Source organism: Arthrobacter sp. R4 (genome assembly GCF_051365025.1).
Classification (GTDB): Bacteria; Actinomycetota; Actinomycetes; order Actinomycetales; family Micrococcaceae; genus Arthrobacter.
Window position 1 is genome coordinate 1 of sequence record NZ_JBLWIJ010000008.1, and the last position, 15,455, is coordinate 15,455.

Annotated in this window: 15 protein-coding genes; 9 read left to right on the forward strand and 6 right to left on the reverse strand. The window is 63.5% G+C overall.

Features of this window, described 5'->3' with window-relative positions; all coding sequences use genetic code 11:
- The first annotated feature begins 31 nt into the window (after nt 1-31).
- From ACLKOZ_RS03935 to ACLKOZ_RS03945, 3 genes are read left to right on the forward strand one after another with little or no spacing between them, the layout of a single operon-like run.
- Nucleotides 32-913, forward strand: coding sequence for a carbohydrate ABC transporter permease (locus ACLKOZ_RS03935; protein WP_337350546.1), 882 nt, complete (start codon nt 32-34; stop codon nt 911-913).
- A gap of 1 nt (nt 914) precedes the next feature.
- A complete protein-coding gene (locus tag ACLKOZ_RS03940; RefSeq protein ID WP_337350547.1) occupies nt 915-1,826 on the forward strand; it encodes a carbohydrate ABC transporter permease in 912 nt (303 codons plus the stop codon).
- A gap of 8 nt (nt 1,827-1,834) precedes the next feature.
- Entirely contained in the window at nt 1,835-2,506 is a 672-nt protein-coding gene (locus tag ACLKOZ_RS03945) for an aspartate/glutamate racemase family protein (protein ID WP_436472965.1), read from the forward strand.
- Here ACLKOZ_RS03945 and ACLKOZ_RS03950 read toward each other — a convergent pair.
- On the reverse strand, nt 2,496-3,515 hold the full coding sequence (locus tag ACLKOZ_RS03950; RefSeq protein ID WP_337350549.1) for a sugar-binding transcriptional regulator: 1,020 nt from the start codon (nt 3,513-3,515) through the stop codon (nt 2,496-2,498). The two genes, ACLKOZ_RS03945 and ACLKOZ_RS03950, sit on opposite strands and share 11 nt — an antisense overlap.
- 120 nt (nt 3,516-3,635) lie before the next feature.
- On the opposite strand from ACLKOZ_RS03950, the gene ACLKOZ_RS03955 reads away from it, so the two are divergent.
- The 5 genes from ACLKOZ_RS03955 (at nt 3,636) to ACLKOZ_RS03975 (ending at nt 8,986) form a co-directional block, all read left to right on the forward strand.
- Nucleotides 3,636-6,542: an FAD-binding and (Fe-S)-binding domain-containing protein gene (locus tag ACLKOZ_RS03955; RefSeq protein WP_436472967.1), complete on the forward strand. Its 2,907-nt coding sequence runs from the start codon at nt 3,636-3,638 to the stop codon at nt 6,540-6,542.
- A gap of 36 nt (nt 6,543-6,578) precedes the next feature.
- The gene (locus ACLKOZ_RS03960; RefSeq protein WP_337350551.1) at nt 6,579-7,454 is read left to right on the forward strand and encodes an NAD-dependent epimerase/dehydratase family protein; all 876 of its coding nucleotides are present in this window, start codon (nt 6,579-6,581) and stop codon (nt 7,452-7,454) included.
- Nucleotides 7,455-7,537: 83 nt separating this feature from the next.
- On the forward strand, nt 7,538-8,176 hold the full coding sequence (locus ACLKOZ_RS03965) for a hypothetical protein (protein ID WP_436472969.1): 639 nt from the start codon (nt 7,538-7,540) through the stop codon (nt 8,174-8,176).
- Entirely contained in the window at nt 8,176-8,397 is a 222-nt protein-coding gene (locus tag ACLKOZ_RS03970; protein ID WP_337350553.1) for a helix-turn-helix domain-containing protein, read from the forward strand. Before ACLKOZ_RS03965 ends, ACLKOZ_RS03970 begins: the two co-directional genes overlap by 1 nt.
- Nucleotides 8,398-8,647: 250 nt before the next feature.
- The gene (locus ACLKOZ_RS03975; RefSeq protein ID WP_337350554.1) at nt 8,648-8,986 is read left to right on the forward strand and encodes a hypothetical protein; all 339 of its coding nucleotides are present in this window, start codon (nt 8,648-8,650) and stop codon (nt 8,984-8,986) included.
- Between the two features lie 13 nt (nt 8,987-8,999).
- On the opposite strand, the gene ACLKOZ_RS03980 is transcribed toward ACLKOZ_RS03975, so the two are convergent.
- The gene (locus tag ACLKOZ_RS03980) at nt 9,000-9,824 is read right to left on the reverse strand and encodes a DUF2306 domain-containing protein (RefSeq protein WP_436472972.1); all 825 of its coding nucleotides are present in this window, start codon (nt 9,822-9,824) and stop codon (nt 9,000-9,002) included.
- 106 nt (nt 9,825-9,930) lie between these two features.
- On the opposite strand from ACLKOZ_RS03980, the gene ACLKOZ_RS03985 reads away from it, so the two are divergent.
- Nucleotides 9,931-10,659 (forward strand): TetR/AcrR family transcriptional regulator, encoded by a 729-nt coding sequence (locus tag ACLKOZ_RS03985; protein ID WP_436472974.1) that lies wholly within the window; start codon nt 9,931-9,933, stop codon nt 10,657-10,659.
- A gap of 40 nt (nt 10,660-10,699) precedes the next feature.
- On the opposite strand, the gene ACLKOZ_RS03990 is transcribed toward ACLKOZ_RS03985, so the two are convergent.
- From ACLKOZ_RS03990 to ACLKOZ_RS04005, 4 genes are read right to left on the reverse strand one after another with little or no spacing between them, the layout of a single operon-like run.
- Nucleotides 10,700-12,178 carry an aldehyde dehydrogenase (NADP(+)) gene (locus tag ACLKOZ_RS03990; protein WP_436472976.1) on the reverse strand — a complete coding sequence of 493 codons (1,479 nt, stop codon included), beginning with the start codon at nt 12,176-12,178 and terminating at the stop codon, nt 10,700-10,702.
- Complete coding sequence (locus ACLKOZ_RS03995) at nt 12,175-13,080, reverse strand: carbohydrate ABC transporter permease (protein WP_436472978.1); 906 nt, start codon at nt 13,078-13,080, stop codon at nt 12,175-12,177. The genes ACLKOZ_RS03990 and ACLKOZ_RS03995 overlap by 4 nt, the downstream gene beginning before the upstream one ends.
- Nucleotides 13,077-14,006: a carbohydrate ABC transporter permease gene (locus tag ACLKOZ_RS04000; protein WP_436472980.1), complete on the reverse strand. Its 930-nt coding sequence runs from the start codon at nt 14,004-14,006 to the stop codon at nt 13,077-13,079. The genes ACLKOZ_RS03995 and ACLKOZ_RS04000 overlap by 4 nt, the downstream gene beginning before the upstream one ends.
- A gap of 4 nt (nt 14,007-14,010) precedes the next feature.
- A complete protein-coding gene (locus ACLKOZ_RS04005; RefSeq protein ID WP_436472981.1) occupies nt 14,011-15,354 on the reverse strand; it encodes an ABC transporter substrate-binding protein in 1,344 nt (447 codons plus the stop codon).
- Nucleotides 15,355-15,455 lie beyond the last annotated feature (101 nt).

Genomic DNA, 15,455 nt, shown 5'->3' on the forward strand with positions numbered 1-15,455 from the left:
CCGGGCCTCCAGCCGACGAAAGGTTTGAACTATGAACTCGGTGTTCGGGGACCGCAAGACGATCATCATCCTCTTGGCTCCAGCCCTCCTGCTGTACACACTGCTGAAGATTGGCCCCGTGGCCTGGTCCCTCGGCCTTTCCTTCTTTGAGGGGAACACCCTTCGCGGCTTCGAGTTTGTTGGAGTCGATAACTTCACCAAGTTCTTCACGGACGAGGCGGCGCTGCAGTCCCTCGGGGTCAGCGTGTTCTTCGCGATCGTCGCCACGGTGGGCCAGATCCTGCTGGGGTACATGCTGGCACTCCTCTACGTCTTTGTCCTGCGCAAAGGTTCATCGCTGCTCCGCACGATCGTCTTCTTCCCGGCGATCCTGCCGACGGTCGCCGTCGCCCTGCTTTTCCGCAGCTTTGTGGCCGTGGGCGATAACCAAGGTCCCGTCAACGACCTCATCAACTTCTTTGGCGGAGAGAGCGTGGAGTTCCTCGCCACTACCTCGGGCACCATGGCCACCGCGCTCGCCATGACGCTGTGGGGTTCCATGGGCTTCTACGCAATCCTGCTCTACGCGGGGCTGCTCGACATTCCCGACGAGATTCTCGAATCGGCCAAGCTTGACGGTGCGAACGGGCTCAAGCTGGTGCGGCATATCGTGGTGCCGCTTTCGTTGCCCATTCTGCTGTCTTCGATCATCTTCAGCCTCAACGCGACGCTGAAGGTCTTTGACAGCCTGCTTGCACTCAACAACGGCGGCCCGGGAACCTCTACCGCGCCGCTGACCCTTTACATGTACCGGACAGCATTCGAGTATGCGGAGTATGGCTATGGCAGCACTATCGCCCTGGTTCTGACGCTCCTGTGCCTGATCTTCACCCTCGCGATTTTCCGATCGTCCCAACGCAAGGCGGAGGACTGAGATGACCGTCCAACCACAGCTCGAAAACCCTCCTGCCACGGAGCTCTTGAGGTCGGAACAACCACTCCGCAACCGCCGTCGTGCCCGTCGCGCCCTCAAGCGCCTTCCCGTGTGGATCATCGTCACCATCGTGGTGGTTGTGGTGCTTTACCCGCAGGTCTGGATGATCCTTGGTTCGTTCAAGACGCAGTCCGAGTTCCTGTCCAACCCGGCGTTGTCGCTGCCCGAGAACTGGATTTTCGACAACTACACCACAGCCCTGAACAACGGCAACGTATCGCGGAACTACCTCAACAGCATCCTGGTGACGATTCCGTCGGTAGCGCTCATTGTGTTGATCGGCGTGGCGGCAGGCTATGCGCTGGAGGTGCTGGTCTGGAAGGGCCGGAAGGGCACGCTCCTCTACATCCTTGCGGGCATCATGGTTCCGGGGCAGATGATCCTGGTGCCGCTCTTCACGGTGTACTTCCGGGCGGGCCTAACGGACTCCCTCTGGCCGCTCATCATCACCTATACGGTGATGGGCCTGCCGTTGACCACCTTCCTGATGGCCGCTTATTTCCGGTCCATCCCGCGTGAAATTTTCGAGGCCGCAACGGTTGACGGTTCGAGCCCGCTGCGGTCATTCTTTGTCATCGGCCTGCCCATGATGCGGAACTCCATCCTGACCATCGGCCTGGTGCAGTTCTTCAGCGTGTGGAATGACCTGCTTATCGCACTGACCTTCACTACCAGGCCGGATCTTGCCACAATCCAGGTGGGGTTGCTGAGCCTGAGCGACCAGTACGGCTCGACGCAGTACGGACCGCTTTTTGCGGCTGTGAGCATCAACATCGTGGTGTTGTTGATCGTGTTTGTATTCCTCAACAAGAAGATCATGGCCGGCATGGCTGCCGGTTCAGTGAAGGGATAGGCGACCGAATGAGTGAGAGCCCCAGGATTGCCCTGCTGCACACGGGCGCAGTGGTGATCGGCCCCGTCATGGAGCTGGTCAAGCGGGAACTGCCGGGCGTCACGGCAATCAACTACCTGGACGACCGCATTGTGGCCGACCTTAGTGACCCGGAAGTGTCCGGTTCGGTGCCGCGCCGCGTCGCCGGACTTGCCAAGGCCGCCGCGGATGCCGGCGCCGAGGTCATCATGCTGACATGCTCGTCCATCTCCGAACTAGCAGCGTCCGTTTCGGCCGAGGTGGGCATCCCCATCCTGCGCATCGATGAGGCCATGGCCGACGAAGCGGTGGCCACAGGCGCCAGGATCACTGTGCTGGCCACCCTCCCGACGACGTGCGGGCCTACCTCCCGGCTCATTGCCGAGCGGGCCCGGGCGGCCGGCGTCACGCCCACCATCCGGAGCGTAGTGGTCGAGGGCGCTTTTGCGGCTGTTGCCTCAGGTGACCGTGCGAGCCACGACCTCAAGGTCGCGGCGGCGATCCGGAATGCCGCAGAAGACTCAGACGTCGTGGTCCTGGCTCAGGCGTCGATGGCAAGTGCCGCCGAGGGCTCCGATGTGGCGATACCGGTGCTGACGAGCCTGGAATCGGGTGTGAAGCGCCTGCACCAGCTGCTTGCGTCACTCCCGGCTAAGCGGTGAGCCCCCGGCTTTCGGTTTCTGCGCCGCCGGCCTCTTGGCCGGCCAGTGCCTCGGCGGTGTGGATATCGGTGATGAGGACGTTGACCCACCCGCCCGCCAGCGCTCCGCGGATGGGTTCCCGCTTCCGCAGGCCACCGGCGATGCCAATGCGCCTGGGGATAGACAGGAAGTTGTCCACCGGGATCGAGATGGTGCGCGCAGCAAGGTCACCCGTGACTGCCGTCCCGTCTGCGGTGAAGACGTGGTGACAGATATCGCCGACCGCCCCTTCCTGCAGGAGCCGTTCGCGGTCCTCCGGGGAGAAGGCGTTTCCGCTTTCCGCAAGCAGGTTGGATGGTTCGATGCTGCCGATGCCCACAATTGCCATGGTGAGTTCGTTCCATCGCCGCGCTACCTCGGTGAGCGCGGCTTCCTGCAGGAGGCTGTCCCTGATGGCGCGGTCGGCCACCACTCCGGGGGCGGGAACGTAAACCGGCTCCGCGCCGAGCATCCGGGCAAATTCGCCGACGAGTCGCTGGGCCATGTTTTGCACCTCGGGGGTGCCGATGCCGCCAAGAAGTTGGACAACCTGGGTGGCGCCACCAACGTTGAACGGCCGCATTCGGTCCACGAGGGCGAGCAGCGTCTGGCTCCACGAGGAGATGCCGATGCGGTCCCCACCGCCGAGGGTGGCCTCGAGGTAGCTGCCTGCCGCCGCCCCGAGCGCCGAATGGACGGCCCGTTCGTCGTCGTCGCTCTCGATATCCACGACCACAGCTTCCAGCAGTCCGAACTTCGCCTCCAGGCGCTCCTCGAGATCCGAGTAGACGCCGGGGGAGACCATCACGGTGGTGCGGACGATTCCCTGCGTGACCGCGCGCTTGAGCAGACGGGAGACCTTAGCCTGCGAAATGTTCAGGGCGGTGGCGATGTCCGCCTGGCGGATTCCGCGCTCGTGGTACATGCGTGCCACCTTGGTCAGGAGGCGGACCTGACCATCAACGGGGGCGGCGTTGCGGCCATTTGCCAAGGGAGGCTCCGATCAGGGATGGCGGTTCTGCAGGAGGCGTCCCCTTGATCCCCAGGGCTGGAACAATCCATGCAGGTTTATGAAGAGTGTATCATAATTCGGAAGTGATAGATTATGCAAGTGTTGCACCGTGATGGCACGGCGGACCGCGCTGCCGTGAAGGCCGGCGATCGCGGCCTGGCGTCCTCTCTCACCGCGGCGCTCGCCGGTGGAAGCAGAGGTTTGCCGGGACAAAGACACCGTTCGACGGCGGGCGCGGACGTAAGCGTCGAGGTCTTCGATCGCGTTGTGGCCGGCGTCGATGCCTCCCATTTCCTGCTCACGCCCGCGGCGGTGGTGCGCGCACGCTCGTTGGAGGACGTTTCTGCCGCTTTCCGGTACGCACACGACCACCATCGCTCCATTACACTCCGCTCCGGGGGAACCAGCCTGTCCGGCCAGGCGTCGGGCGAAGACCTGCTGATTGACGTCCGGGGCGCTTTCCGGGACATCCGCGCCGCAGCTGACGGCAGTACCGTCGTCGTCCAGCCTGGCGCCACCATCCGCCAGGTCAACGCGAGGCTCCTTCGCCACGGCCGGAAGCTCGGGCCCGACCCGGCCAGCGAGATCGCGGCAACTGTGGGCGGCGTGGTGGCGAACAACTCCAGCGGGATGGCGTGCGGCACGGAGTTCAACTCCTACCGGACACTACGCTCACTGAGGTTCGTGCTGGCGTCCGGAACGGTGGTGGATACCTCCCTCGCGGACGCGGACGAAAGGATGGCCGCTGCCGAACCGTCCCTGCACTCCGGCCTCGCCAAACTCCGCGACCAAATCATGGCCGACTCCGGGCTTTCGGCGGAGATCCGGCGCCAGTACCGCGGCAAGAACACGATGGGCTACGGCCTTAACTCGTTCCTCGACTTCGACACCCCGGCGGAGATCCTGGCCCACCTGATGGTGGGCAGCGAGGGCTCGCTCGGCTTCATTGCCGAGGTTGAATTCGGCACAGTGCCGATTTCGCCGTGCGCTGCCACCGCCCTGGTGATTTTCGACGACCTGGAGAAGGCCACGCGAATCCTGCCCGTCCTGGTGGACACGGGGGCGGCCACCATTGAGCTGCTGGACGCCGCATCGCTGCGTGTTGTTCAAAACGATCCGGCCACCGCAGACATCCTCGCCAGTGTGGACATCGCCTCCCACGCTGCTCTCCTCATCGAGTACCAGGGGCAGGATGACGACGAACTCGACGAGCGTCTCGGGAACGCGCGCGCAGCCTTGGTGACTGCCGGTGCCCCGTCGTTTGAACCGACCGCCGACCCGAAGCAGCGGGCCCATTTATGGCATGCGCGGAAGGGGCTGTACGCAGCCATTGCCGGCGCCCGGCGACCCGGCACCACGGCACTGCTGGAGGACATTGCGGTGCCTGTCCCATTGCTCGCGCCGACCTGTGCTTCCCTCCAACGCCTTTTTGCGCAGTACGGGTATGGCGACGCCGTGATCTTCGGCCATGCGAAGGACGGCAACATCCACTTCCTCATCACCGAAGATTTCACGGCCGACGGCGCGGTTGAGCGCCAGCGGGCCTTCACCGAAGACCTGGTGGAGCTGGTCCTGGACGCTGGCGGCACCCTCAAGGCCGAGCACGGCACCGGCCGGATCATGGCCCCTTTCGTCGAACGGCAGTTCGGCCGGCGGCTCTACCAGGTCATGCTGGAGGTCAAGCGGCTCTGTGACCCTGCCGGGATCCTCAACCCGGGTGTGTTGATCGTCGACGACCCGGAATCGCACCTGGCGCACCTGAAGCTGACTCCCGTCGTTGAGCCGGAAGTGGACCGTTGCGTCGAGTGCGGCTATTGCGAGCCGGTGTGCCCCAGCCGGGACATCACCATCACGCCGCGTCAGCGCATCGCGGTCCGCCGGGCCCGGGCTGCAGCTACCGCCCGGGGGGACGCCGCGCTCGACGCCGAACTCGCGCGCGCCGAGACCTATAACTCAGTGGAGACCTGCGCCGTCGACGGGATGTGCCAGACGGCGTGTCCGGTGTCGATAAATACGGGCGACCTTGTCCGGCGCCTGCGCGAACAGGACGCTTCGCGGTTCACCCAGGCAGCAGGCCGCGCAGTTGCCGGACAGTGGGAGCCGGTCACGCGGGTGGCAGCGACAGCCCTGACCGTGGCGGCGTGGCTGCCGGCTCCCCTCGTCCGCGGGGCCAGCGAAGCAGCACGCGCCGTACTCGGCGCCGATGTGGTGCCGCGTTGGACCGGCGACCTTCCTGCCGGCGGCAGCAGGCGCGCCCACTCGGACGGTCCAGCGGCTGGAAAGCCGGCGCAGGCGGTGTTCTTTGCCTCCTGCACAGGTTCCATGTTCGGGCCCGCGGAGGGCGGCGTCGGAGCAGCCGAGGCGTTCCGCCGGCTGTGCGCCCGGGCGGGTGTCGCCGTCGTCATTCCGCCCGGCGTTGACGCCCTGTGCTGCGGTACGCCCTGGAAGTCCAAGGGCCTGGCGGACGGGTTTGCCGCGATGGCCGAGAGGACCGTGGCCAGCCTGATGGCAGCGTCCGACGGCGGGAGGTTGCCGGTGGTGACCGACAATTCGTCCTGCACGGAGGGCCTGCTGCATGCGCTCGCCAAGGTTTACGGGTCCGGTGAACCCGTGCCGCTGCGGGTCATCGATTCCGTGGACTTTGCAGCCGCCGAGCTGCTTCCACACCTTCGGGTGCAGGAACCGGTGTCCTCGTTGGTCCTTCATCCCACGTGCGCGAGTACGCGCCTCGGGACCAACGAGGGACTGCGCACGCTTGCCGAGGCTGTTTCCGGTAAGGCCGTCGTGCCGGATTCCTGGGGGTGCTGCGGGTTTGCCGGCGACCGGGGAATGCTGCACCCGGAACTTACCGGCTCTGCCACCCGGGCCGAGGCGGCAGAGGTGGTTGGCGGAGACTTCGAGGCACATGCCTCCTGCAACCGCACGTGCGAGATTGGCATGAGCCGCGCCACCGGCAAGGAATACCGGCACATTCTCGAAATCCTTGAGGAGCGGACCCGGGGCTAGGCCCCGGCTCCTGCTCCACGTACAGAAGGGCTTGATATGCACATCGCAGTCACCGGCAGCTCAGGCAAGCTGGGGCGGGCCACCGTTGACCGGCTTCGGGCAGAGGGACACACGGTCGCGGGATTCGACCTCACGGGCACTGCCGGCACGGGGTTCACCCGCGTGGACCTCGCCGACTACGGGCAAACGCTGGACAGCCTGATCGGCGTCACGGCCCGTCACGCAGGGCTTGACGCGGTGGTGCACCTCGCGGCCATCCCGGTGAACGGACTTGTTCCCGACGCAGCGACTTTCCAGAACAACATGACCGTCAGCTTCAACGTGGTTCACGCGGCCATGCGGGCAGGCATACGCAGGATCGTCACGGCCTCAAGCATCACCGCCATGGGATTCCCTTTCGACGAACCGCCTGCCGCGCTGCCCATCGACGAGGCCACGACAGCCGCGAACAACACCTACGCCTTGGCTAAGGTGGCGGAGGAGGCGATGTGGGCGCAACTCGTCCGCTGGGAGCCGGGCATGAGCATCACTTCGCTCCGGTTCACCAATGTGGTGGCTCCGGGCGAGTATGGCACCTTCGCGAACGCTCCGGATCCCGCGTATCGCCGTGACCTTCTTTTCAGCTACGTCGACTCAAGGGACGGGGCGGCCGCCGTGGCGCTCGCCCTGGAACACGCGGCACCTGGCTTTGAAATCTACGACGTCGCGGCCTCGGATACGGGAAGTGCAATCCCCACCGCCGAGCTTGCCGCCCTCCACTTTCCGGGCGTTCCGCTCCGCCCGGAGCTGGGGGAGTTTGAAACGCTGATGTCCATCGATAAGGCGCGCAGCCGGCTTGGATACAAACCCGAGCACCTGTGGCGGGACGAATATGCGTTACACGAAGGAAGGGGAGAGGGCCATCCGTCATAGGTGCCCTTGACCTTCCGCGTCGCCATCAGTAGGTTATCGCTTATCGATATTATCGGTAGTCAATAACTTATTTGGGGGAAATCATGAACGAGGCCATGGGCGATGCCCAAGCGACGCCAAGCAACAAGAAAGTGGTGTCAAGGGCCGAGGCTCTATGGGTGATGATCGCAGCCGCCGTCGCTGCCATTGCCACTAGTGCTGCGGGTGTCTCCAACATCGTGGCCTACTTTGCCGGCCCTGTGACGCTGACCCTTCCGCTGGCCACCACGCACCAGGCCGCCACCGGGCTGCGCCTCGGAGCGGAAGCACATTTCGCTTCCATTGAAGCCACCATCCCTGCGCTGCCCCTCACCGAGGCCACCCTCCTGGCGTGGGCGGGGGTTCTGAACCTCGTCGGTATCCTGGCCGTCCTTGCCCTGCTGTTCGTGCTCGCATTCCGGCTTCGGGGCGAGAATCTGTTCACGGCCGGCTCCGTGTGGATCATCGGAGCGTGCGGGGTGGTACTGGCCGTGGCCGGCACGCTTGGCCAGGGTCTTGACTCCGCCGGTCGGCACCGGGTGGCCCAGGCTATCGGCGCGAACCAGGGCGGCGCTGGGGAAAGCATCATCTTCAGCGCAAATTTCAACGTTGGGCCGCTCATGGCCGGGATTGTGCTGATCCTGGTCGCCGCGGTCTTCCAGTTCGGCGGCCGCCTGCAGAAAGACACCGAGGGTCTGGTCTGATGCCAGCAGAAGATTCGACGGGCATCCACTGCCGGCTCGACGTGTTGCTGGAGCAGCGCGGAATGACGCTGACCGAACTGAGCAGGCGCGTTGGAGTGAGTTTAGTGAACTTGTCGGTGCTGAAGAATGACCGGGCGAAGGCGATCAGGTTCTCCACGCTGACAGCCATCTGCCAGGTCCTGGACTGTGAGGTAGGGGAACTGCTGGTCACGGAACTCTGATGGCCTGCTGCAAAAAAGGATGAAAACGATGACGGACACATCTACAGATGCAGAAGACCCTGAAGCGAAGCCGCAGTTACTCTTCCGCTTTGGACCACTGTCACTCAAGACTCGGCCTGGTCCGCTCGATCGCTAGGGGTTGACCCGGACGCGGCCACCAGGGTCGTGTGGTCCAGTCCGGTCCACTTTATGTGCCCGCTGGCCCGTAGCTTCTGCTTACAATCGATGTAAGCCACCTATCAAGGGAACCATGAAGAAACTCACCACGGCCGTGCTCGCCGCTGCGCTCCTCGTCTCTGCTTCCGCTTGTGCCGCACCGACGCAGCTGACCACCGAACAGACCTGCGAACGGATCAGGATCGTTGGTTCAGACACCAGCGCCAACGCCGGCAAGACCGGAATGATCATCCTCGGCAACCGCCTGCGTCCCATCCTGAACGGGGCATCGGATGACCTCAAGCCGTCCGTTCAGGCGATTCTCGACTACACGGACGAATCTGCGAAGGAGAGCCCGGACGAGGAAAAGCTCGCGGGGATGCAGGAGGCCTACCAGAAGGCCGGAACCACTTTCTCCCAGCTCTGCCAGTAGCCCTCACGCGGGCTCAGTCCGAAAGAGACACGGGAGCCGGCAGCTCGTTTCGGTCGTCGCCGCCCAGCTGGCGAGCAGTTTGAGGCGCTCGTCGCTGGGGGAGCCGGGCCCGGCCGTGTAAGCGAACCGGTCCGGTGGAACCGGGGCGTTGTGCTTGGCCCAGCGTTAGCGGCGCCCGTTGAGGTCCGGCAGTCCTGGCCCTGCGGTGGATGACGTATTCGGCCACCACCAGGTTGATCACCCAGGCAAGTCCCATGAGCAGCGCCCGGATCAGTTCACTGGGTGGACCCGCCAGCAGGATCCACGGGGCGATGACCAGCGCCTGCGTGCCGGCCCCCAGGGCAATGGCGTAGGCACGCGTCATCCATACACTGTGCCGGACGTAGTCCCTCCTGCGGATCGCGAGGACGCCCATCACTATGCTTACCAGCATCGCGGAGCCGAAGAGAAGGCGCAGCGGAACGTCCGTGTCGCCGTCGGGGAGCGGATAGAAGGCGGACATCCACAGGCCGGTCAGGGCCGTCAGCAGTCCGGCGGGGATCAGGATAAGTCCCGCAGTGCGATGCCAGCCGCGCTTGCCCCGCAGTGAGGGAACGAACTGGAAGGCGCCGAGGAGGCTGTAGACCGTCACGCTGATGATGTGGATCACGACGGGGGCGGGGGAAGCGAAAAACCGGGCGTTCTGGGGTGTGATGGCGGCACCGCCGGTCAGTTCCGTCAGCCGTACGGCGCCGGCGGCAACCGGGATGAGGCTGAGGAGGATCAGCCCGACGGGCACGGGCCACTGCGCCCGGCGTCGTCGTGTCGTCGGAGAAGCGGGCGAAAATAACGTCGTCATTTCGGTTCCTCTGAATCTATGGTGTACGGCGTACACCTAATGCGCCTAACGGTAGGTGTACGGCGTACACTTGTCAAGGGAAAACGTGTAAGGAAGGGTGGTCCGGATGACTCAGCAGCTGGAAACCTCGCGCCGGATCCCACTGAACAGGGGCCGCGTGCTGGAGGCCGCCGTCGCGCTCGCCGACAAGGCGGGCCTCGATGCGCTGAGCATGCGCCGGCTCGCCGAGGACCTCGGCGTGGTGCCGATGGCGCTCTACAAACACGTCGCCAACAAGGATGAACTCCTTGACGGCATGGTGGACGCCGTTATCGGCGAGATCGCCCCCGTCGCCGCCGATGCAGGCTGGAAGGACGCCGTTCGGCTTCGCGTGCTCTCCGCGCGCCAGGCGCTGTTGCGGCATCCTTGGGCGCGTCACGCGCTGGAGACCCGCACCAATCGAACCCCTGCGGTCCTCACATACACCGATGAAGTCATCGGGATGTTCCTGGCCGGAGGCTTCTCCGTTGATCTCACGCATCACGTGATGCACGCGCTGGGGAGCCGGATGTGGGGCTTCACCCAGGAACTGTTCGACGACGCCGCCGCCGGCCGCGGCGCGGAGGCTGCGGTACCTCCCGAAGCGCAGGCCGCCATGGTTCAGGAGATGGCGGAACGGTATCCGAACATCCTCCAGGTCGCCACCGCGGCCCAACACGACGACGGGTCCGTGGTCAGCTACGGCTGCGACGACCAGTTTGAGTTCGAGTTCGCCCTCGACCTGATGCTGGACGGCTTTGAACGCCTGCAGCGGCTGGGGTGGAGTTCAGCGGCCCAGAAGCGGGGTGGGAAGTAATCAGCGCGGCCGAGGCAACCCCTGTCGCCGGATCAGCTCACTACCTGGTCATTGAGCCGTTGAGTCGACGTGGGATGCCGCTCGATTCTTCCCGCAGCTCTGGCGGCAGGAGTGTGTCCGGCGCGTTCTGGTAGGTCACTGGTCGAAGCCATCGTTTGATTGCCGCGCTTCCCACGGACGTGTGCCCTGAATTCGTGGTTGCAGGATAAGGGCCGCCGTGGGTCATCGACCACGAGGTGGCGACTCCCGTGGGCATGTCGTTGAAGACGAGCCGCCCGGAACGGCTCGTCATGGCTTGGGCGATGGGCCTCAGCCCGTCCGTTTCTGCCTCTTCACAAAGCAGGGTTGCTGTGAGCTGTCCACCCAATGACCGGAGGGCGTTAACGACCTGTTGCTGGGTGCTGTACCTGACGATGACCGCCGCGGGTCCGAAGGCCTCCTCCAGCAAGGGGCCCGTGAGCCGGCCTATGTCGACGCTGACGAGGTGGGCGCCGGCCGGACCGCCTTGCTGGCTGTCGACAAGGACTGATACTGCCTCGCCAGCGATCCAGGCCTCGACACTCTCGGTGAAGCGTTGTTTGATGCCTTCGTTCAGCATGGCCAACGCGGGCGCTGTCCCCACGGCTTCCGCGAGACTCGCCACCAAGGTGTCGCCAGCCTCGTAGGGAATGAAGATGAGGCCCGGCTTGGTGCACAATTGCCCGGCACTGCTGGTGATGGACGATGCCAGTTGGGCTGCGATCCCACGTGGTCGCGCCCCTGCTGCGGCCGCCGTTACCACCAGCGGATTAAGGCTTCCCAATTCACCATAGAAGGGGATTGGAGAGGGGCGGGATGACGCGAGATCAAAAAGGATCCGCCCTGCTGTAGTGGAGCCGGTGAAGCCCACCGCTTGGATGTTCGGATCCATAACCAGGTTGCGCCCCGCTTCCATTCCCGTGACAAGGGCAATGGTGCCGGGCGGCATGCCGGACTTGGTCGCTGCCAGCTGGATCGCCTCAAAGGCTAGCTGGCTCGTGTGCGGATGCCCGGGATGGACTTTGACGACGACGGGACACCCTGCGGCGAGGGCGGAAACAGTATCTCCGCCCGGGGCCCCGAAAGCCAGCGGAAAGTTGCCCGCCCCGAAGACTGCCACAGGTCCGAGCGGAATCCGCGTGAGGCGCGTATCCGGTGTGGTGGCCGTTGCATGGTCGATGGCGGCCTCCAGGTACCCGCCGTCGTCGAGTACTTCCGCAAAAAGGCGTGCTTGCCGCGCAGTCCGCGCTAATTCGATGGAAAGCCGACTGGCGGCAAGCGAGGTTTCCCTCGCAGCGGCGCCCTCTAAAGCTTCCCGGTTTTGCTCCAGTTCGTTAGCCAGCTCGTTAAGGAAAGCCGACCGCTGAGATCGGAGAGAGCCACCGAGTTCGGCAGCGGCATCAGCCGCTGCCGAACATGCGGCGGTCACTTCAGCCGGAGTGGAATCGGCCACAGCCGAGGTCGTCAGGGGGTCAGCAGGGTGATCCGTCGCCGTGTTCATCCCTTGACGGCACCGGCACTAAGTCCCTGGACAAGGAACTTCTGCACGTAAGCGAACAGGAGGACCACCGGGATGATGGCGATGACCCCGCCTGCGGCGAGGGCCCCAAAGTCGGCACCGAATTCTCCGAGCAGATAGCTGAGACCGACGGGCACGGTAAAGCGGTCCTGGCTGCTGATAAACATGATGGCGAAAAGGAAGTTGTTCCAAGCGCTGATGAAGGCGAAGGAACCTACAGCAACGATTCCCGGCTTCAGGAGCGGCAGGACCACAAGCCGGAAAGCCTGGATTCGAGTGCACCCGTCCACCCACGCGGCTTCCTCCAGTTCCATGGGAACATTCCGGATAAATCCGGCCATCAGGATCAGGGACAGCGGAAGGTGGAACACGGTATCAGAGATGATGAGGCTCCACAGGCTGTTGGTCAGGCCCACCGCGTTGAAGATCTCAAACAGCGGGATCAGCATCATGGCTCCGGGAACGAACTGCGTGCAGAGCATGGCTACCAGGAACAATGCTTTTCCGCGGAACCTGAACCGGGCCAGGGCATAGCCACCGAGCAGCGCGATGACGGTGGAGCAGAGCAGGCTCATCACAGCGACGAACAGGCTGTTCTTGAAGTAGATGCCGAATCCCGAGCCGTTCCATACCGTTTCGAAGTGCTCGAAAGTGATTGGCCACGGCACCAGTGAGGTGGAACCGGTAGGCCGGAAGGCAAACAGCAGCATCCAATAGAAAGGAACGAGCGTAAAGATGAGGAACAATGCCAACGGAAAGTAGGTCAGCACGCGGTCGATGCGGCGTGCCCGCTTCTTCAGTGGACTGACGGGGCGGGCCTCCTGCGCGCTGTCAATGTCTGCCAGTGCGCTGGCCGATGGTGCCTTGGGAAGCAACGAGGTCATTTCTCATCCTCTTTGGACTTGGTGATACGCAGGTAGACCAGCGAGAAGAAGGTCAAAATCATGAACGCGACGACGGTGAGCGCAGAGCCGTAGCCGAAGTCCCTGTCATGGATGGCAGTCTGGGCCACGTAAAGAGGCAGCGTGGTAGTGGAGCTGGCCGGACCACCGCCGGTCAGGGTGTAGAGCAGATCAACGTTGTTGAACTCCCACACGGCCCGGAGCAGGGTGGCGATGATGACCGCCTGCCTGATGTGCGGCCAGGTGATGGACAGGAACTTCCGGACCGTGCCGGCGCCGTCCACCTCCGCGGATTCGTAGAGCTCAAGCGAGACCGATTGCAGGTCCGCCAGGATAAGGATCGCAAAGAACGGGATGCCCTTCCACATCTCGGCGAGGACTACGGCCCAAAACGTCGTCCCACTGCCTGAAAGCAGCGATACTCCGTACTCGCCAATGCCGATGTCGGCGAAGTAGCGGCCAATACCGGTTGAAGGGTTGTAGATGAGGATCCAGATGGTGGTGGTCAGGATTCCGGAGACGGCCCAAGGGGAGAAGACGAGCGACCGGGCAAGCCCTCGCCCGATGAACGTCTTATTGATCAGGAGGGCCAGGGCAAGGCCAAAAATGAACTGGAGTCCTACTTCCACTGCCACCCATTGGACGGTAAAGGTCAGGCTCCGCCAGAAAAGGGGATCCGAGCCCATGGCAGCGAAGTTCTCCAGCCCGGCGAAGCCGTCGTTCCAGGGTTGGGTCACATTCGAATGCTGGAGGCTGTAGTAAAAGACACTGCCCACCGGGTAGACGAGGAAGACCAGAGTCAGGACAGCGGCCGGGGCGATGAGGAAATAGGGGTAATAACGTCGCAGTTTGGCATGCCGGCTCGGATGCTTGGACCGGGCAGGCCGCGGAGGAGCTATGACTGACATTGGGCTACTTCTTCAGGTATTTTTGCTGGGCTTTGGTGAGTTTCTCCGCTGCCTGGGTCAGGAACTCCTTCACTGAGAGCTCGCCCTGGAGAACCCGCTGCCACTCCGGAAGCATTTCAGTGGTGGTGATCGAGTTGAACTCCGGCAGGTAGAAGGGCTGCTCAAGCACCACGGCGTCCTTGTTCTCGACTGCCTTGATGGAGGTCTGCATGGCGGGGTTCTCAGTGACCCAGGGTTCCTTGGCGACTTCGAGGTTGCCGGGGAGATAGCCTGATTTCTGTGCCCAAAAGCTGTTTCCTTCAGCACTCATGGTGTATTCGAGGAACTTCCACGCGGCTTCCTGGTGCTCGCTTGCCTTGAACATGGCGAAACCCGTAGTCATCCGGCCGGAGAGGACGGACTTGCCCGATTTGGACGGGAAGGGAGCCACGGCTGCGACCTTGTCCGCGCCAAGGGCTGCGACGTGGGTGGGGTAGGACCCGATGCTGTGGCTGAGCATGGCAGCGCCTCCGGCGCCAAACTGGGCAACCATTGTCTTGAAGTCCGCGGTCAGGTCGCTTTCGGCGGTGTCTTTGCCGTACAGGTCAACGTAATCTTGTGCCGCGGCGATAACAGCTGGATCATCAAGAGTGGATGTCCCGTCTTCGCGGAAGAACCTGTCCACGCCGGCTTGCGGGTAGACCATTTGGACAAACTGTGAAAAGAATCCATTCCCTCCCCTCAGCGTGTAGCCGAATTTCCCGGCGGACTTGTCTGTGAGTTTGTCTGCTGCGGCATAGAAGTCGTCCCAGGTGGTGGGCGTGGCCAGCCCGGCGTCCTTGAAGAAGTCCGCCCGGTAGTAAATGACGTCCGCCAGGCTCGTGGCGGGAGTTAGGTAGAGTTTCCCATCCGGCGACGCGGCCTTAGAGGATTTGGTCATTGCCTGCGAGACCTTGTCATCCCATCCGCCGCTTTCGAATTTCTCATCGAGCGGGGCCAAGGCACCTTGGGCCACGAGTGCTGAAACGTCGGACGCCTTGGGCGTAACGATGTCCGGAGTCGCCTTCGTGGCAATCGCCGTGCTGATCTTCTGCATGTAGGAATCCGTGGGAAGCCCAAGGTAATTGACCTTGATAGTGGGATTCTTTGCCTCAAACATGCTGATGAGCTTCTTGAGGTTCTCAGTACGTTCCGGGCGTGTGTCGGTGTCCCAAAGTTCGAGCACCACGTCTCCGCCCTCGGCGCTGCTGCTGCCGCCGGACCCGCACGCCCCAAGAGCCATGGAGCTGGCGAGGACTGCCGCCAAGGCCAGTGCTGCCCTCTTCTTACCAGTCCTGATTGCCGATGGGCCCTGGTTCATACGCTTCATTGCGTTCCTCTCGTTAGGCGCCCGCTGGAGAAACCGGTGAATCGCCGCTGTCATACATCATATACTACATACGATACACCTGATATGATGGGCAGCATGGA